General features: G+C 60.6%; 21 protein-coding genes and 1 pseudogene. 9 read left to right on the forward strand and 13 right to left on the reverse strand.

Translation table 11 applies throughout. The annotated features are described in order from the left end of the window. Positions 1 to 96 precede the first annotated feature (96 nt). The 4 genes and pseudogenes from EDE05_RS16875 (at position 97) to EDE05_RS16890 (ending at position 3,732) form a co-directional block, all read left to right on the forward strand. Positions 97 to 423, forward strand: coding sequence for a mobilization protein (locus tag EDE05_RS16875; RefSeq protein ID WP_245505237.1), 327 nt, complete (start codon positions 97 to 99; stop codon positions 421 to 423). 105 nt (positions 424 to 528) lie between these two features. After that, on the forward strand, positions 529 to 2,202 hold the full coding sequence (locus tag EDE05_RS16880) for a type IV secretory system conjugative DNA transfer family protein (RefSeq protein WP_112796862.1): 1,674 nt from the start codon (positions 529 to 531) through the stop codon (positions 2,200 to 2,202). Between the two features lie 227 nt (positions 2,203 to 2,429). Next, positions 2,430 to 3,341 carry a HEPN domain-containing protein gene (locus tag EDE05_RS16885; RefSeq protein WP_245519927.1) on the forward strand — a complete coding sequence of 304 codons (912 nt, stop codon included), beginning with the start codon at positions 2,430 to 2,432 and terminating at the stop codon, positions 3,339 to 3,341. 125 nt (positions 3,342 to 3,466) lie between these two features. After that, positions 3,467 to 3,732 (forward strand): annotated as a pseudogene (locus EDE05_RS16890) (WGR domain-containing protein). A 260-nt stretch (positions 3,733 to 3,992) separates the two neighbouring features. On the opposite strand, the gene EDE05_RS27425 reads toward EDE05_RS16890, so the two are convergent. Both EDE05_RS27425 and EDE05_RS26900 read right to left on the reverse strand, forming a co-directional pair. After that, the gene (locus EDE05_RS27425) at positions 3,993 to 4,121 is read right to left on the reverse strand and encodes a hypothetical protein (RefSeq protein ID WP_281033741.1); all 129 of its coding nucleotides are present in this window, start codon (positions 4,119 to 4,121) and stop codon (positions 3,993 to 3,995) included. Between the two features lie 341 nt (positions 4,122 to 4,462). Further along, positions 4,463 to 4,702, reverse strand: coding sequence for a hypothetical protein (locus EDE05_RS26900; RefSeq protein WP_162712224.1), 240 nt, complete (start codon positions 4,700 to 4,702; stop codon positions 4,463 to 4,465). Positions 4,703 to 4,933: 231 nt separating this feature from the next. Here EDE05_RS26900 and EDE05_RS16895 point away from each other — a divergent pair, with 231 nt between their 5' ends. Both EDE05_RS16895 and EDE05_RS16900 read left to right on the forward strand, forming a co-directional pair. Beyond that, positions 4,934 to 5,347 (forward strand): SyrB-like regulator, encoded by a 414-nt coding sequence (locus tag EDE05_RS16895; protein WP_105374722.1) that lies wholly within the window; start codon positions 4,934 to 4,936, stop codon positions 5,345 to 5,347. 165 nt (positions 5,348 to 5,512) lie between these two features. Continuing rightward, positions 5,513 to 6,094 carry a hypothetical protein gene (locus EDE05_RS16900; RefSeq protein ID WP_105374721.1) on the forward strand — a complete coding sequence of 194 codons (582 nt, stop codon included), beginning with the start codon at positions 5,513 to 5,515 and terminating at the stop codon, positions 6,092 to 6,094. 62 nt (positions 6,095 to 6,156) lie between these two features. On the opposite strand, the gene EDE05_RS16905 is transcribed toward EDE05_RS16900, so the two are convergent. After that, positions 6,157 to 6,465: a DUF736 domain-containing protein gene (locus EDE05_RS16905; RefSeq protein WP_105374720.1), complete on the reverse strand. Its 309-nt coding sequence runs from the start codon at positions 6,463 to 6,465 to the stop codon at positions 6,157 to 6,159. 462 nt (positions 6,466 to 6,927) lie between these two features. Here EDE05_RS16905 and EDE05_RS16915 point away from each other — a divergent pair, with 462 nt between their 5' ends. Beyond that, positions 6,928 to 7,116, forward strand: coding sequence for a hypothetical protein (locus tag EDE05_RS16915; RefSeq protein WP_105374718.1), 189 nt, complete (start codon positions 6,928 to 6,930; stop codon positions 7,114 to 7,116). A gap of 3 nt (positions 7,117 to 7,119) precedes the next feature. Here EDE05_RS16915 and EDE05_RS16920 read toward each other — a convergent pair whose 3' ends face one another. After that, complete coding sequence (locus tag EDE05_RS16920; RefSeq protein WP_112796855.1) at positions 7,120 to 8,043, reverse strand: zincin-like metallopeptidase domain-containing protein; 924 nt, start codon at positions 8,041 to 8,043, stop codon at positions 7,120 to 7,122. 272 nt (positions 8,044 to 8,315) lie between these two features. Then, a complete protein-coding gene (locus tag EDE05_RS16925; RefSeq protein ID WP_112796853.1) occupies positions 8,316 to 8,903 on the reverse strand; it encodes a hypothetical protein in 588 nt (195 codons plus the stop codon). Between EDE05_RS16925 and EDE05_RS26905 the strand changes: the two genes are divergently transcribed. Next, a complete protein-coding gene (locus tag EDE05_RS26905; protein WP_157949113.1) occupies positions 8,902 to 9,057 on the forward strand; it encodes a hypothetical protein in 156 nt (51 codons plus the stop codon). The two genes, EDE05_RS16925 and EDE05_RS26905, sit on opposite strands and share 2 nt — an antisense overlap. Before the next feature lie 231 nt (positions 9,058 to 9,288). On the opposite strand, the gene EDE05_RS16930 is transcribed toward EDE05_RS26905, so the two are convergent. Further along, the gene (locus tag EDE05_RS16930; RefSeq protein ID WP_105374675.1) at positions 9,289 to 9,600 is read right to left on the reverse strand and encodes a hypothetical protein; all 312 of its coding nucleotides are present in this window, start codon (positions 9,598 to 9,600) and stop codon (positions 9,289 to 9,291) included. Positions 9,601 to 9,709: 109 nt separating this feature from the next. Between EDE05_RS16930 and EDE05_RS27505 the strand changes: the two genes are divergently transcribed. Then, entirely contained in the window at positions 9,710 to 10,108 is a 399-nt protein-coding gene (locus EDE05_RS27505; RefSeq protein WP_166675475.1) for a hypothetical protein, read from the forward strand. A gap of 34 nt (positions 10,109 to 10,142) precedes the next feature. Here EDE05_RS27505 and EDE05_RS16940 read toward each other — a convergent pair whose 3' ends face one another. The 7 genes from EDE05_RS16940 to EDE05_RS16970 all read right to left on the reverse strand — a co-directional run bounded on the left by EDE05_RS16940 (position 10,143) and on the right by EDE05_RS16970 (position 16,840). Further along, positions 10,143 to 11,402: a TRAP transporter large permease subunit gene (locus EDE05_RS16940; protein ID WP_112796850.1), complete on the reverse strand. Its 1,260-nt coding sequence runs from the start codon at positions 11,400 to 11,402 to the stop codon at positions 10,143 to 10,145. Beyond that, positions 11,399 to 11,929 (reverse strand): TRAP transporter small permease subunit, encoded by a 531-nt coding sequence (locus EDE05_RS16945; RefSeq protein WP_112796848.1) that lies wholly within the window; start codon positions 11,927 to 11,929, stop codon positions 11,399 to 11,401. The genes EDE05_RS16940 and EDE05_RS16945 overlap by 4 nt, the downstream gene beginning before the upstream one ends. 26 nt (positions 11,930 to 11,955) lie before the next feature. Continuing rightward, positions 11,956 to 12,960, reverse strand: coding sequence for a TRAP transporter substrate-binding protein (locus EDE05_RS16950; protein WP_105374678.1), 1,005 nt, complete (start codon positions 12,958 to 12,960; stop codon positions 11,956 to 11,958). Between the two features lie 98 nt (positions 12,961 to 13,058). Continuing rightward, positions 13,059 to 13,811 carry an SDR family oxidoreductase gene (locus EDE05_RS16955; RefSeq protein WP_112796845.1) on the reverse strand — a complete coding sequence of 251 codons (753 nt, stop codon included), beginning with the start codon at positions 13,809 to 13,811 and terminating at the stop codon, positions 13,059 to 13,061. Between the two features lie 47 nt (positions 13,812 to 13,858). Further along, positions 13,859 to 14,878, reverse strand: coding sequence for a transketolase C-terminal domain-containing protein (locus EDE05_RS16960; RefSeq protein WP_208325223.1), 1,020 nt, complete (start codon positions 14,876 to 14,878; stop codon positions 13,859 to 13,861). Positions 14,879 to 14,889: 11 nt separating this feature from the next. After that, positions 14,890 to 15,744 carry a transketolase gene (locus EDE05_RS16965; protein WP_105374681.1) on the reverse strand — a complete coding sequence of 285 codons (855 nt, stop codon included), beginning with the start codon at positions 15,742 to 15,744 and terminating at the stop codon, positions 14,890 to 14,892. A gap of 109 nt (positions 15,745 to 15,853) precedes the next feature. After that, on the reverse strand, positions 15,854 to 16,840 hold the full coding sequence (locus EDE05_RS16970) for a LysR substrate-binding domain-containing protein (protein WP_105374682.1): 987 nt from the start codon (positions 16,838 to 16,840) through the stop codon (positions 15,854 to 15,856). Positions 16,841 to 16,880 lie beyond the last annotated feature (40 nt).

Here is a 16,880-nt window from a genome sequence, read left to right on the forward strand (position 1 = left end):
CTGCAGTCCCGCACGAGTGATGCGAAAACTGCGGGGCCGTGGCAGGTCTTGCCCAAGCGGCGTCGAGCAAAGCCGGAACCGAAAGGAGGAGAGGCTATGACAAGGAAAACCATCGAAGAGCGACTTCTTCAACTCGAGGCCCAGAAGAAGACGCTTCAGGCGCGTCTTTCCAAGCAGGAACGCGCCGCCGATACCCGCCGCAAGATCCTGCTCGGCGCCTTTGTGCTCGATCGTCTCGAGAACCGACAATCCGAGGAATTTTGTCGGCAGCTTGGATCATGGCTTCGGCGTGAACTGCCCGGTTTTTTAAGCCGCGATGCCGATCAGGCTTTGTTTGCCGAACTGTGGAGGTTTCCAGAGCAGGTCTTGGCCGAAACGCCAGACCAAGACCCAAGCTTCGGCAACATCAGCCTGCCCTCCTGATGAGGAACACAGGGTGCGCGGCTATACCGCGCATCGTTGCTGACCAGTCATTCGGGCGGCTGCTCCTTGCTGCTATCGCAACCCACGTGAACAGAGGTCAAGATCATGAACCAGGTCACCTTGGCATGGGCCGCGTTCAAGAACATGATACGTGCCGCCCTGCGTGATCCGGTCTGGGCGCTGGCGGCGATTTCGGTCGCCCCTTTTGCCGCGATCCGCCCGATCTTCAACGCTTTGGCTCTCTTGGGCGTCGTAACACTCGTCTTCGGTTTTGGCGGTGCCACGGCGCTCAATGCGCTTGGCTTCGAACAGGACGGCCTGGTGATGCAGTCGATGAACGTGCTCCTGCCGCTCGTCCTGTTGATCCTCGCCTTCCGCCTCCTCACCAATTCGCTGATCTTGCATTTAGGCAATATAGACCAGCAAACCCACGGCTCGGCCCGTTTCGCCACCGACAAGGAAATCTCATCGCTGACGGGCGCTGAGACCGGCCTTCTGCTTGGGCGGGATCCGAAGTCAAAAAAGCTGATCCGCTATCTGGGTTTTGCCCATCTTCTCACCATCGCGCCGACCAGGACCGGCAAGGGTGTCGGCACCATCATTCCAAACCTTCTCACCGCCGATCGCTCGGTCATCTGCATTGATCCGAAGGGAGAGAATACCAGGATCGCAGCACGTGCTCGGCAAGCCTTTGGCCCGGTCCATGTACTCGATCCGTTCGGCGTTACCGGCAACACATCTTCCGCCTTCAATCCGCTCGATCTGCTTGATCTCTCCGATGTCGATATCGCCGAGGATGCGAGCACGCTTGCGGACGCGCTTGTCTTTGACGAACCGGGCATGGCGGGCGAGGCGCATTGGAACGAGGAAGCCAAAGCGTTGATCGGCGGCTTGATCCTGAGGATCATCGGTTACGAGGAATTGGGCCGCCGGCATCTTGGCACCTTGCGGCACTATCTGACGCTGCCGCCGGACTCGTTCGCTGCGCTGTTGACGACGATGCAGCAAAGCAGCGAAGCCGGTGGACTGATTGCCCGTGCCGCCAACCGTCATCTCGGCAAGTCCGATCGTGAGGCGGCAGGTGTTCTGTCGGCGGCACAACGCCATACCCACTTTCTTGACAGCCCTCGAATGATCTCGGTCTTGAGCCAATCGGATTTTAGGTTCGCCGATCTCAAGAGCCGCAATACCACCGTCTTCCTCATCCTGCCACCGGATCGTCTTTCCGCCTATTCCAGATGGCTTCGCCTGCTGATCACCCATAGCCTGATCGAGGTGGCCAGAACCTCGGTCGTACCGGTCACTGAGGCAAAGCCGGTTCTGTATCTCCTCGATGAATTTGCGAGCCTCGGGTTTCTCGCTCCCGTCGAACGCGCCATGGGTCTGATGGCAGGATACGGCGTGCAGCTTTGGCCGATCCTGCAGGACATCCATCAGCTGCGCGCCACCTATGGCAAGCGAGCCGGCACCTTCCTATCGAATGCCGGCATATTGCAGGTGTTTGGTGTCAACGATCACGACACCGCCCGTCTTGTCTCCGATCTGCTCGGACAGGAAACCGTTGTCTTCCAGACGGTAGCGCGTGCACTCGATTCCGAACAGTCGGGGCTGTCCTTCAGCCAGCATCACACCGGCCGCCCTCTGCTGACACCAGACGAGGTCCGCAACATGGCCGAGCAAAACCAATTGCTGTTTCTGGCAGCGCGACGCCCGATCGTCGCGAGCAAGCTGCGGTATTACGCCGATGCGGAGTTCAAGGAACGGTTTGATGCAATCTGAACCGCGACGCCTTCGACCGATGTGGCGCGACAGGTCCAAGCAGCATCCTCTGCACAGCATCCTCAGCGCGGCGCCCGATCTTCAACCTGCTGGCGGGCCTGGTCTTCCCGTTGTATATCCTTGACGGACCAAACCGGGGATGATGATTGACGGGCAGTCAGGCACTGGTTTGCGAGCGGTGCTTTTCTTAAAAGGATACGGCACGACGAATGGATACGAGCGGTGGCGTGACTGACAACGAAGCCTTGAACCATCTTCCTGAGCGCAAGCGGCGCGAGCTTTCGCGCGCCTTGAAGATCATCTTCGAGGAGTTCGACGCCGCGCAGCAGTCAAAGCTTTCTGAAAAACAGAAGGCCGGGCGGATCCTCAAGGTCATCCTGTTCGGTTCGTATAGCCGCGGCGGCTGGGTGGAGGATCATAAGAGCGGTTATCGCTCCGACTACGATATTCTCGTCGTCGTCAACATGCACAGCGTCGGCGAGGAAAACGAGCTCTGGCACGATGTGTCCGATCACTTCTTGCGCGAGCTATTGGTGACGAAGACGATCGAGACGCCAGTCAATGTCATCGTGCACACGCTCCAGGAGGTGAACGACCAGCTGGCTCGGGGACGGCCGTTCTTCATCGACATCATTCGTGATGGCATCATGCTCTATGAGAAGGAAGGTCATCCGTTTGTGGCGCCGAAACCGCTTAGCGAGGAGGAAGCCAGGGAGGAGGCAGAAGGATATTTCGGAGAGTGGTTTGGTAGCGCCAGTGACTTCTACGACCAAGGCCGATATGCGGTCGAGAAAGAGCGCCCTAAGATCGCTGCATTCGAATTCCATCAAGCCACTGAACGTCTTTACCACTGCGTCCTCCTCGTCCTCACTCTCTACAGCCCGAAATCGCACCGGCTGAAGTTCCTCCGGTCTTCGGCAGAACGGATCGAGCCGCGGCTGATCGAGGCATGGCCGCGCGATACCAAGTTCGCCCGCCGCTGTTTCGAGCGGCTTGATCGTGCTTATGTCGATGCCCGCTACTCACCGCATTACGAGATCACCGAGGAAGAACTCCGCTGGCTGATCGAACGGATCCAGGTACTGCAAAACCTGGTCGAGCAGATCTGCAGGGAAAAGCTGGACGGGCACGTAGCATAGCGTCGCGGATATTGGCCGTCTGAGACGCGTGCCCGCCGGAAAACATCACCAATTTGAATCGGTCGCGACAGACCGATTCAAAACTGTCGTTGGACGTTCTCCTTCCGTTCGACGATCTTCTCCGCATGCTCACCCAGCCCTACCAGCTCTACGTCGAACGAACCGATCCCGCGAAAATATGGCGCGGTTTTATGCTTTGGCGATCTCGGAGACGCTGTTCGGGGAACCCTGCCTGATCAGGCGATGGGGACGAATAGGCGCGTCCGGCCGATCCATGGTTCATGCGTTTCCCAAAGAAGAAGATGCCGTCAGGCTGTTCCTCGAGGTCATCAAGAGGAAGCGTGCGCGTGGCTATCGCCCGACGACGGCAACTCCCTGTCGAATTTATTGATTTCGAGGTTTCCCGCGGCGGCTTTCGCGATGGCGGTAATCGGGTGAACCGCACCAGCATCCCCTTCAGCTGTGCGTACTGAAGCTGAAGCTTGCTCGCCAATTGCGCCCGCAGCACCCTGATTTCTTCATCAAGGCTTATCGCGTCGTCAAAAAGCGGCGGGAACGTCCGCCGAGCTCTGCGGAACGACGTCAAGCACGTCAACCTTCTTGCCACGTCTGCGAGGACCTGGCTTTACATCATGACGAAGCGACGCGGGTTTACGTGACAACGCCGCCGGCGATGTTCAGACCGAGTTTGCCCTTGCGGAAAAAGTGACTGACGACCTTGCCAAGGGTGCGAAGACGGCGGCCGGTGGCGCTGAGGAATTTTGCGAGCTGTCGCATCATGGATCTCCTTTTGATTGCGGTTCATTACGGGGATGAAGAGCGGACGGGAAAGGAGGGCTGCACCCACAGGGCTGAAGCGGAGCGGAGGACCTGATGGCGACTGAATCTTGATGCGCGAGGAGCGTTAAGCGGGGAAAATTCTGGCGTCATCAGGTTGCAGTCAGACGCCCGGGACGCACCACCACTGATGTCAATAAAATGGGATCGACAGGAGATCTGCGACAGCGTGTGATGAAGGCGCGGTTTGACGCCGCCCCTCAGAACGGTGGCTCGACATCGACGCGGCCGTCCAGCTCCGCTATCGCGACCGTCAGTTCGGCCTGTGCGAGATCGAGCTCGGCTTAGATCAGGCGGCGCTCGCAACGATCGAGAGCGTTTCGTAATTCGGCCCGAAGTTCTTCGATCTGGCATTCGAGTTCGTAGGTCATCGTCTGATCTCCTATGTGAAAGACGATCAGCGGCGCCGGATAGGGAATGACGATGTCAAGGAGCGCTGAAGCGACCGGCAGCGCCGGGGAGTGGGGGAGCCGATTTCGTGTTGGCGGCTCTGCTGCCAATTCGAAATTGGGGGAACCGCTCATCCTTGACGACGGCAATCCCGTCGGCATCATCGTCGGATACTGAGCAGGTTTTTCCTCCTCTCCGTATGGCACCCAAAAAAGCCGGACCTCGCTCGATGCGTGGTCCGGCTTTGATCTCATGGTAGAGATGGCGACCTGGCAAACGCCGAATGCACGCGAAACACCGCTTTCCGCATTGACTTTAAGTAACGGCGAATCAAAAGCTTGGCGGCCTAACAGAGGAGAACACTGATGGCCGACGAAACCACGATTGAAGCATCTGCCGCGACAGAAACGCCAGCCCCTGCCCCCGCTGAGAAGAAGACGCGCAAGCCACGGACGCCGAAAGCTGTCACTAAGGCCAGCACCGTCGATGCTACCTCTGCACCGGTAGAAAAGCCGGCCAAGAAAACACGTGCCAAGCGTGGCTCCAAAGTGGTTCCGGTCAAGGCGGAAAAGCCGGTTGCCACACCGAAGGCGGCCGCCAGTCGCGCGCGCCGCGTTGGAGCTGCTGCGTCCGCTCCGGTCGCTACCTCTGTTGACGTCATCGACGATATCGCCGACCTCATCAAGCTTGAGGAAGAGAACAAGCAGCTTCGCAAGGAGCTCTCCGAAAAGCTGCGCGCAGAGAATGCAGATCTGCGCAAGCGCCTTGGCAAGGGCTGATTTCGGCTTTTTTTGAGCGGCGCCACCTATTCCATGCGATGGCGCCGCCGACCTTTCGTATGATTGACCCGAGATCAATGCGGTTTTGGTGACAATGAATGACCGCGGCAATATCCCCGCCGCCATGCTTTGAAGGTAAATGCGATGAGAACACCATGGAGATTTGTGGCTGACCTGGTGTCACGTAAACCGAAACCAGATAGCCATGACGAGAGCCCAGCAGTCGCGCCGAAGACCATTGCTCTCGAGTACAGACCCTCCCTCGAAGAGGAACACCCGGACATTGAACCAGCGGTGCCCGACCGCTCCGCGGAGGCCGACTCCGAGGCGCAAGTCGAGGCAAACCTGCGCGACCCAGATACTGACTCGACGGACATCGAAACGGCGACACCAGTTGTAGCGAAAGCTCCTGCGGCCCCAGCCAGAAACGAGGAGCCGGCAGCGCTCCCCCCATCGCAAGAGCCTGACGAGAAGCCGCCTGCTCCCAAGCCGACCCGAGCTGCCGAAACACCGGTCGAGCGAGCGCCGGCACGCCAAAAGAAGATTAAGCCGATCGTTGAGCCGGTGGTTTCCGTCGCCCAAACCGACGAGGTCGCCCCTGCCGTCGCTGCCGGCCCGAAATCTTTCGCGGATGAAATGGCTAACCTGGATGTGGAGGTCGATGCGTTGCGGCGCCAGCTTGCAAAGAAGCTCATCGAGCAGAACGCGCAACTACGCAAGATGCTCGCCAGGTTCGACGCGCGGTAATCGCGCGTCCCCATTCCGATAAGGGAAAAGGCTCCGCCGGTGGCGGAGCCTCGTGATCTTGATCAATCCCGGTTCGGGCGGGACCAGATGAGCTGGATGCCGTCTTCGCCTTCGACTTCGGCGAGTGTTGCGTAGATTGGAGCCGGGAAGCTCGGATCGTCGAGTTTAACCGAGAGGTAGTCGCGGCCCTCACCGGAGGTCTTCTGCCAGGCGGCGCCTAGTTCAACGCTCCCGGCGTAGACGCGGAACTGCGGGCCCTTGTCGGACGGGTTCTCGACGCGGGCGATGCGGGCTTTGACGTTGAGGGCGAGAGTGCGGATGGAGCCAGTGAAGCCGTTTTCGGTGGAGGTGAAGGTGCCGATGGTTGCCATTGTCGTATTCCTTTTCTCGTATTCGGGCCGCGCCCATCGCGGTCTCGATGGCTGTCGCAAAGACCGGTGACGATCGGACCGCACCTGATAAGGCCGGAATGAAATGGAGGGCGGCAACTGCCACTTTTGTTAGTGGGAGAGGAATGGCGGCGCAGCCGACGGGGGTAAGAAAAGTGGTCGTGGCCGTTGCGGGAAAACGATCGAGGCGCAGCCGGTCTCCGGTCAGACATGCCTCATCGAGCTCGCAGATGGGTTGCCGGCAACTCCGACGGGAAGGGATATGGCAGTGGCGTCCCGCCGCATTTCCCTCGGTCAGGAATAGTAGCCTAGGCCCTGCCTCACTTGCACCGCCGTCGTTGCCTGCTTCAATTGGGGAAACGAGCTCCACGTAGACATCGGCCGGCTTGTCCAAGACGCCTCGTGCGATATCGTTGCACCCGCGAATCGTAGCCTGGAGAACCAATGCGTCAGCAGACCAAGCCGTTCATCGTCGAACGCAAGCCGTCCCGTAAACCCAAACCCGACACCGCAAAACCGTCGATCTGGGGAAGGCTGGATGCTGACATTGCACAAGGTCTCCAACAACAATTGGATGGGGACCAGCGTGATACGGATCACGCGGCCGCCACCGGTGGTGACGACCGCGCTTGAGCATTAGGCCGCAGCCATCAAATCCGCTTCCGGCTGTAAGGAATGCAGAAAGCTCACTGCCTGCTGCGCATGGGCCGCCGCCTGGAAAATTGCTCGCTTATCGTTGGCCAGCACCGATAGCCACGACTGCAGATACGATGCATGATCCGGCCGCGGCTCAAGTTCCGGCGCGATACCGAGGTCAGCGCACAGGAAGCAGCTGCCGAGTTCGGCAACAAGTTCTTCCCGCGCGCGCTCCGTCCGGTCCTTGGCATAGCGGGACAGGTCACGTCCGACGCGATGCGCTGCCGCTGTCCAGTGCGTCGCCTCATGACTGAGGACGGCCGCGTACCCGGCAGCATCGCGAAACGCCTCGAAGGGCGGCATCTGGATATAGTCCATGACCGGCGAATAGTAGGCTTGATTGCCGCCGTGCCGGATGACTGCGCCGGCATTGCGGAAAAAGCGATCGGCACTCTTGATCCGGTCGATCGGATCAAGAACCTTGGCCGGCGGCGCATAGTAGCCATCGGGCAAACCCTCGATCTGCTCCACATTGAACACCGAATACGCCTTCAGGAACGGGATCTCCCGATCGACTTCGTTGCCGTTTCCGTCGGCTTCGGACTTGGTGAAACGGCTGGCGAAGACAACGGTCGAGCCGGTCTCGCCCTTGCGCACGGCCCCGCCCAGTTCGAGCGCCTGCTTGAAGGTCATCCACATCGACGAGGCGAAGCCGCGCGACATCTGCTCCGACCATAGGAGGAGCACGTTCATGCCCGAGTAGGGAACGCCGTTGTGGCGCACCGGCCGGCTTATGCGACCATTGGTGTTGGCGGCGCTCCACGGCTTCATCCAAGTACGCACGCCTTGTTCGAGATCCTCGACAATCCGATCGGTGATCCGCGCATAGATGTCGACGCGGTTGGAATCCGTTTTCCTGCTCATGACTTCTTTCTCCATTAGGATAGCGCCTATCGCGGTCCGTCACGGAGGTCCGAACTCAGGGGCCGATGGTGTGGCCATGCACCGGAACGGCCGCAACAGCGTGGAGGACGGCAAAGCCGTTACATGGGCGCCCGGCTCCTGCAGGACCGCCGAGCGGGGCGGGTCGCGATAGGCGCGTCTCCAGTTTTCCTTTTCGGCATGAGAAAAGCCGGCGCTGTAAGCACCGGCTTTGGACCAGGAAAAGAAGGCGGGGTGCGACCCCGCCAAATGAGTTATCCGAATGCAGCCATCTGAACTTCGGCCGCTTTGCGGTCGAGCGATGCGCCCGGGTTTTCGACCGGCCGGTCGAATGGTTTCCAGCTCTCGCCGACGACCTGTTCGTAAGCCGCCACCGCGCCCTCGGCTGCCATGCGCAGCGGATGGGACTGGATACCCATGTCAGCCGCGAATTCCCGCTTGCGTTGTGCGGCGCTGTCATAGCCGACCGGACCGTCGAGATCCTCGTCGCGGGCATCGTTGGATGCCTTGGCCGTTGCGTCGCGCGCCTCGGTGACGACGCGCGAGTAGAACTGCCCGACGCCATGCGCCGATCCGACGAAGGCCCCGACGATGCGCTGCAGATGGATCTGCATGGCCCGCTCGCCCAAGCCTTCGGAGAGGCTGTCGGCGGTTTCGACGATCAGCCGCTCATGCAGGCTGCGGATGCCTTCGCTGTCGACAACCGTGGTGCCGAAGCTTTCGGCGATCTTGAGCGCCTGGGCCGCATCGGGGCATGTGAGACGGACCATTTCGAGTGTTGCTCCTTTGCGAAGTTGCGAGATCCGTGCGTTGGAGCGGTTTGAAGTTGCTGGCTTGGCCATGGCTGTTCCTTCCTTGGCTGCCGAAGCGGTTCCGGCCCGTGCCGGTCTGCCCTTCGATGCGGACGACCAGAACCGGCAAAGGACGGGCGGCTTCACAGGTCCGATCCGGCTGAGCCAGCAGGGCCGGTCTGCGGGCAAGCAGGTTTTGACCTGAGCAGACGGCGAGCCTGCCCTCGCGCAGGGAGGCTGGGTCGGCCGCCACGCGGCGCGACAGCGGCCTTGAAACGCCCGGCCGCCGGTTCAGACCGCAGCGAACAAGAAGGGCAGTCCAGCACGGCCCGATATCTGGCTCTAGCGGGGAAGGAACAGACGCGGCCAAACCCGCCACGCCGACGACATCGAAGCCGGGCAAGTTCAGCACCAGTGGCTACGTTTCCGGGCCTGCCTATGTCGCCGGACAATGCAAAGGTCGCTCGTCGCGATGCTGCAGTTCACCGATGACACTCTCTTGCATCGCCAGCCTGCGGCGGATCATGTCGAGTTCGACCCAACGCTCGAAGGTGAGGCGGTCGACGAGCTCCTGATGGCAAGTACGACGACCCGATCGGCGACGCGCTCGGCTCAGGGCTTTCACCGTCGTCGTCTGCCTTCCCCCGCGCGCTGTAATTTGCCGGGTGAGACATTCCAGATGCCGCTGGATCTCTCGCCGGTCGACGATTGCTTTTGCCAGCGGTTTCGAAACGCGGACATTGATCATCGCCCATCCCCCGGTCGCCGGCGGCCGATGAAGGAGGATGGTCTGTCGACGGATAAACCGTCCGCACTGGTGGCAAACTCCACCCCCAAAAAATAAGGGGTGGGTGCTGGTGCTGCCACGTTCGACGGGGAGACGGCGCTCACGCTGCATCCCTCTGATCGAAGTCGGCATCGTGCTCTTCGTGGTTAGAACAGTCTGTATCCTGCACATAGTATTGGTCCGCTGCCTCGTCGATCTTCCCTTCCTGGACTTCAGCGGAGTCGTCAGCATCACCGTCGTCGTCGCACGGCGCCGCGCCATTGACGGCCGTGGCAGAATTTGCCCGGATCCAATCGAGCAACTCGCCGGCTGGCGGCGCGAAGCGCGCCGACGCATGAACGAAGTGCTCGTTAGAGAAATGCTCGACGTGCGCTGCGGGGTTTCACGAACCTTGGGCCGAGGCTGCACGGATGCCTCGGCGCACGATGCTTCCAGTGCCAGGCGGGACAAGCACAGGAGGAGCGTCTGAGGCGTCGACTGTAGACAACGCCCCAGATACTCTGTCAGTAGACGGTCAACGCCGGAATAAAACTCACAGCCAGCAACAGAAGCATCGCCATCGTGAAGAACGGCACGAGTTCCCGCGTTGTTTCGCCAAGCGGAGACTTGGCGATCGACGACGAGATGAACAGCGTGGTTCCGATCGGAGGCGTGTAGAGACCTATACCAAGATTGATAACCATCATCAGCCCAAGTTGCACACGGTCGAGGCCGATGGCATCAGCCAGCGGCACGAAGATAGGGCCGAGCAACAGAATCGCCGGTGGCATGTCGAGCGGCATGCCAACGATCAGCATGATGATGTTCATCATCAGGATGATGGCGATGGGGCTTGAGATATTGCTAGCAACCCAGTCGGCCATGTGCTGCGGCGCCTGATCGAACGTCAGCACCCAGCCGACCGCCGCACTCCCCATGATCACGAGCATGACCACACCAGTCCCGACACCGGCTTCCACGACGTTCTCGCAGAAGCGCTTCCATGTGAGATCTCGGTAGAACAGTAGACTGAGAAGCAGTGAGTAAACCACAGAGAGCACTGCGACTTCTGTCGGCGTTGCGAAACCGAAGCGTAAGAGCAGGATGATCAGGATCGGCAGAAGAATGGCCGGGAAGCTCTTAGTCGCGAGAGTCGCCAGCTCCCGCCCGCCGAGGCGGGACTTCTCCGTGGGATAGTTCCGGCGCACCGAGACGAACCAGCAGACGAGGACGAAGCTCGCCGCCATTATCAGTCCGGGCAGGATGCCGGCGATGAACAGGTCCCCGACGCTGACCCCGCTGACCAGGGCGTAGAGGATCATTGGGATCGACGGCGGGATCAGTACGTCGATGACCGAGGAGGTCGCATTGTTGGCGGCACAGAGCGCCGGCGGATAGCCGTGCTTCTTCTGCCAGGGGATCAGCACCGACCCCAGGGCGCTGGCATTGGCGACGGCCGATCCGGAGACGCCACCGAACACCACGGACGAAACGACGGTGGTCGAGAGGGGGCCGCCCCGCCAGCGCTGCATCGCCTTGGAGGCGAGTTCGAGCAATTGCCGACCGAGTTCTCCGCCGAGCATCAGCGTGCCCGCCAGCATAAAGAACGGCAGCGCCAGCATGGGAAAGGACTGGGTCTGATCGTAGATCTGCTGGGCCACGATCGAGAGCGGTAAATAACCGTTGAACAGCACCGCGATGCCGGCGGAGATTATCAGGGCGTACCCGACAGGGACTGCCAGAACCATGAGGATGCAGAAGGCGGCGATCATGATGAGCGTCATAGCGGCACATCCTCTAACTTGAGTTCAATCCGGTGCTCCCAACCGCGCCGGAAGACACGGGCCGTGGCAGCGATCGTCACCAGGGCGACGAGCAGGGCACCAATTGCCAGCGCGTAGTAGCCGACGCTGTTCGGGATACCGAGCACGGGGCTGCTTTCGACGCTGGCAATTTCGGCCACCAGGACCGCCTGATAGGCGAGAACCACAAACGACAGGACGCTGATCGCGCCTGCCAGGGCGAAGGCGCCAAGCCGGGCGGTCCCGGTCAGCTTGTCGTAGAGCCACTCGACGGCCATGTGGCCGCCCATATGCGCGGCCAGCACGATCCCTGACAGGATGAACCAGGGAAAGATCAGCATCGGTAGTTCCTGTGCGAAGGAAAAGCCGCCGCTGCTGAGCGCGTATCGGGCCAGGACGTTCGCCGTTGTGACGACGGTCAGCGCGATGCCGCTGGCAATGACCATGAAGCGTGCGAACTTCACGGTCAGAAGCGCCAGAATGTCGAGGGACCTCAAAAGAGTAGACATGGGAAGCCTCCGGCTTGGCTTTGTCATCAGCCGCGTGCGGCAGCTTCGATCTGCTTGACGAAGTCCCCGAACGGCTTCTGTTTCCAGTTTTCCGCAACGGTTGCTGTCGCCTTGACGAAGGCCTCGCGATCGACTTCCGTCACTTCAACCGCCGAATTCTTCTTGAAGGCCTCCAGCACCTGCGCCGACTTCTCGAGCGACAGCTTGCGCTGCAGGTCCCCGGCCTCCTTCGCGGCGGCGCGAACGGCCTCCAGATCGGCACCGAGCCGCGCCTCGGCGATTTTGGACATCAGGAATGGCGTCGATTCCCACTTGTGCGCGGTGAGGCTGATGAAACGGTTGACCTCGAACAGCTTGGAGCTTTCGATATTGGCAAGCGGGTTCTCCTGCCCGTCGACGACACCCTGTTGAAGGGCGATGTAGAGTTCGCCAAAAGCAATCTGTTCCGTGCTCGCCCCGAGTGCATGGAAGATGTCGATGGTCATCGGATCGGCGGGCGTGCGAATTTTCATGCCCTTGAGGTCGTCCGGCGTGGCGACCTTGCGTTTGGAATTGGTCAGGTGGCGGATGCCGTTGTCCCACCAATCGAGCGGAACGACACCGACGGCCTCGAAGCGCTTGTTGAGATCCTCGCCGACGGGACCGGCGAGCACGCGCATGGCCGCCGCAGTGTCGGCAAACAGGAAAGGCAGGCCGAGAGCGGCGAGTTCCGGCACGATCGCCGAGGTCGCCCCCTGGCTGTTTGCGGTGAAGTCGAGCGCCCCGGTGCGCAGGCTGGTCAGCATGGCGGAGTCGCTGCCGAGCGTCTCGGCGCCGGCGACATTTATGGTCACGCGGCCCTCGGTCTTCTGTCCAACGAGTTCGGCAAACTTTGCCGCAGCCACGGTGCGGGGATTGCCCGGCGCAGCGCCATGGCCGAGCGTGAGAGTGGTCGCCGCACGGGCCGGACGAATGCCGGAGACGATGGCGGGGGCCGCAAGAGCCACGCTGGCACCGGTCAGGAATGTCCGTCTGTTGATGTTCATATGCATATCCTCCTCCTTGGTGTGATGTTTAAGGGCGAAGCGAGGCTTCGCCTAGGCCGTCTCCCTCCTCTTGAAAGACGGCCATCCTGTTGACCTGGATCAATTCAATGGATCAGTGATCCTCCGTTCACGTCGACCTCAGTGCCCGTGCAATAGGACGAAAGCTCGGACGCCAGGAACAGCGCGCAGCCGGCGACATCGGAAGCTTCACCTGGACGTCCCATCGGAATGCCTTCCACGATTTTCTCCAGCATGTCGGGCGTCAGCTTGCCAGCCGTGATGTCGGTTGCAATGAAGCCCGGGCAAATCGCGTTGACACGCACATTGGCGGGCGCCAGCTCGCGGGCCATGGCCTTGGTCAGCCCGAGTATGCCGGCCTTGGCTGCGGAATAATGCGGGCCGCCGAAGATGCCGCCGCCACGCTGGGCCGAAACCGAGCTGAGGTTGACGATCGAGCCGGACTTTTGCTCCCGCATGCCAGGAATGACCGCCTGGCTCATGTAGAGCGTACCACGCAGATTGACGTCGAGAACGGCGTCGTAGTTGGCAGGACCGATCTCCATGACCTTCAACGGTTGCGTGATGCCGGCATTGTTCACAAGAATGTCGACACGGCCCCAGCGCTTCAGGAGTTCGGCAATGGCCGCATCGCAGGCGGACTTGTCAGTCACGTTGCACGCCAGGCCAACATGATCCGGGCCGAGATCGGCAGCGGCATTGTGTGCGGCCTCCGCATCTAGATCGAGAATGGCGACTGTAGCTTCATGTTCGGCGAACAGTTTCGCAGTGGCCTTTCCAAGACCACGTGCCGAGGCAGCCCCCGTCACGACGGCAAATTTTCCCTTCAGAAGGCTCATGGGCCCTTCTCCTCCCTGTCTGCTGTTTGAAGAAATGAACTTGCTGGTTAGAGCCAGCCCTTGATCTGCTCGATGACCTTGCCGACCGAGATGCCGTACATCTCGTGCAGCGTCGGCAACGCGCCCGCCTCCAGGAACGCGTCCGGAAGGCCGATCATGCGGAACCGTGGAGCAATGCCGCGCGACAGAAGACCGGCGGCGACGGCCTCGCCCAGACCGCCCATGAGCGTGTGGTTCTCTGCGGTGACGACCAGTCGTCCGCCCTTGGCGGCTTCGGCAGCGATGGTTTCGAGGTCGAGCGGCTTGATGGTCGGGCAATGCAGAAGCGCCACGTCCACCTTGTCATCAGCGAGCTTCACGGCCGCATCGAGCGCGCGCATGGTCATAACGCCCGTGGAAATCACGAGGACGTCCTTGCCCTCGCGGATCATCTGCGCCTTGCCGAGCTGGAACCGATAGTCCGGCTTGTGCTTCTTGATGACCGACGGCACCTTGCCGCGCAACAGGCGGGAGTAGATGGGCCCATCATGCGCGATCATCTGCGGGATCATGCCGAGGATATCGTCAGCGTCACAGGGATCGATCAGCGTCATGTTCGGCAGGCCGCGGAAGATCGCAAGATCCTCGGTTGCCTGGTGGCTCGGTCCATAGCCCGTCGTCAAACCCGGAAGGGCGCAGACGATCTTTACAGGAAGGTTTTCCTCGGCGATCGCCATGGCGATGAAGTCGTAGGCGCGACGCGAGGCAAAAACGGCATAGGTCGTGGCAAAGGGAATGAAGCCTTCACGGGCGAGACCTGCGGCAGCCGACATCAGCACCTGCTCGGCCATGCCCATTTGGTAAAAGCGGTCAGGCATCGCCTGCTGGAAAATATGGAGGTCGGTATATTTCCCGAGATCGGCGGTCAGGCCGACGATGCGCTCATCCTTGCGCGCGGCATCGACGAGAGCGTTGCCGAACGGGGCAGCGACGGTGTCATACCCTTCGGCAGCCAGAGAGGCGATCATCGCGGAGGTCGCCTGACGCTCCCCTTCAGGCGCTTTGCGGGCTTCGTATTTGCGGGCCATTGATGCGAGGGTCATGCCGGTTTTCCTTCTTCCAGAACTGCGAGCGCCTTGTCCCATTCGTCCGCTTCGACGCGGACGAAGTGAGTGATTTCGCGGCTTTCGAGGAAGGGGACCCCTTTGCACATGGTGGTATCGAAGATGATGACGCGCGGCTGGGGCTCCTTGACCGCGCGTGCCTTGTCGAAGGCCTCGACGACTGCGGCGAGATCGTTGCCATTGACCCTCTGGGCGTGCCAGCCAAAGGCTTCCCATTTCTCGGTCAACGGTTCGGAGCACAGCATCTCGGTCGACTTACCGTCAGCCTGCTGGTCGTTGAAGTCGACGAGGCAGATCAGGTTGTCGAGCTTGTGGTGGGCGCCGGACATCGCCGCCTCCCAGGTGGAACCTTCGCCCAGCTCGCCATCCGACATCAGGTTGTAGACGAAGGCGCGATTGGCCTTCCGCTTCAGACCCATTGCCATGCCGACGGCAATGCCGAGACCGTGGCCGAGCGAACCGCCGGTAATTTCCATGCCAGGTGTGTAGGATGCCATGCCGGACATCGGCATGCGACTGTCATCCATCCCATAGGTCTGCAGTTCATCCTCAGGCAGGATGCCGGCTTCCATCAGAACGGCATAAAGAGCGATGGCATAATGCCCGATCGACAGGAGGAATCGGTCTCGCCCCTCCCACTCGGGGTCTTCGGGACGATAGTCCAGAGCGTGGAAATAGGATGCGGCAAGGACGTCGGCGATCCCGAGCGCCTGTCCGATATAGCCCTGCCCCTGAACCTGCCCCATGAGCAGTGCTTTGCGACGAATATTCCATGCACGCAGCTCCAATGAAACATTGGAACGCGCGACAGCGCGGCCAGCCAAATTCATGTTTTCCTCCCGGCATTCTCTACAGCCAGAGATAGCACCGTCGCCGGAGGATTGATTTTAAGAAAAGTGAAAGACCTCTGTAGGCCACCTTAATGCTAAGACGAAAGCCTTATAGCCCCCAAGGTTTCACCTCGATCAGGTCGGTCGCCGAACCAATCCGGAAACGGCACCCCAGATCTTTGAGGTGGGCCCGCGCAGCGTCGTCATGCAGCTTGCAAGCGTTCGTCATCCAGGTCTGGAAACGCTGGACGATGCGTCGGCTGAGATGTCGGGACGGACACACCAGCCAGTAGGCCGGAAAATCGATCACCTCATAGGCCGTCGAAAACGGGACCAGTTCTCCCCTCTGCAATTCGCCGAGGCAGAGGCTTACACTGTCGAGAGCGACCCCACCTCCCTGCTTAGCCATCTCGATCGACATGGAGGATCGGTCGAAACGGAGCGGATAGTTGACCTTCGGAATATCGATCCTGTTGGCCGCAAGCCAGAGATCCCAGCGATAGAGTGTTTTGACGCTGTCGATCAGGCGCGCGCCCGCAAGCTGACGAGCGGGATCAGGATCGATCTGGCGCAAACGTTCCAGATAATCAGGGCTGCAGAGAGGCAGAACCAGATCGTGCATCAGCGGCGTCACGGCCACGCCGCTCCAGGTACCCAACCCATATCTCAGGTCGATATCGACACTTTCCGTTTCGAATGCAGTAAAGTCCGGCGTCGCATCGATACGGAGATTCCAGTCCTCGTTTTCTGCAGCGAAGGCGCCGACCCGAGGCCCCAGCCAGCGCACACCGAAGCTCGGGCTGACGCGGATGACGAAATTGCGTCGGTCCCGTTGAAATGAAACGGCAGAGCGGGCGTTGCGTATGGCGCTGAAGGCTTGGGTGGTTGTCTGGAACAGGCGGTCGCCGTCCAGCGTCAGCACCAGACGACCTTTCTCACGGCGGAAGAGCTTCACGCCAAGTTGCGCCTCAAGGAGCGAAAGCTGTTGGCTCACCGCCGAGGGAGAAATGCCAAGTTCTTCAGCCGCCTTGGTCACGCTGCTCAAGCGGGCAACGGCTTCAAAATACTCGGTCGCTTTGAGATTGAGATCACGCATCCGCGAAGCTTATCTGAAGGCTGAACGGCGTTCCACCGTG

This window comes from Neorhizobium sp. R1-B (genome assembly GCF_004368875.1).
GTDB lineage: Bacteria > Pseudomonadota > Alphaproteobacteria > Rhizobiales > Rhizobiaceae > Neorhizobium > Neorhizobium huautlense.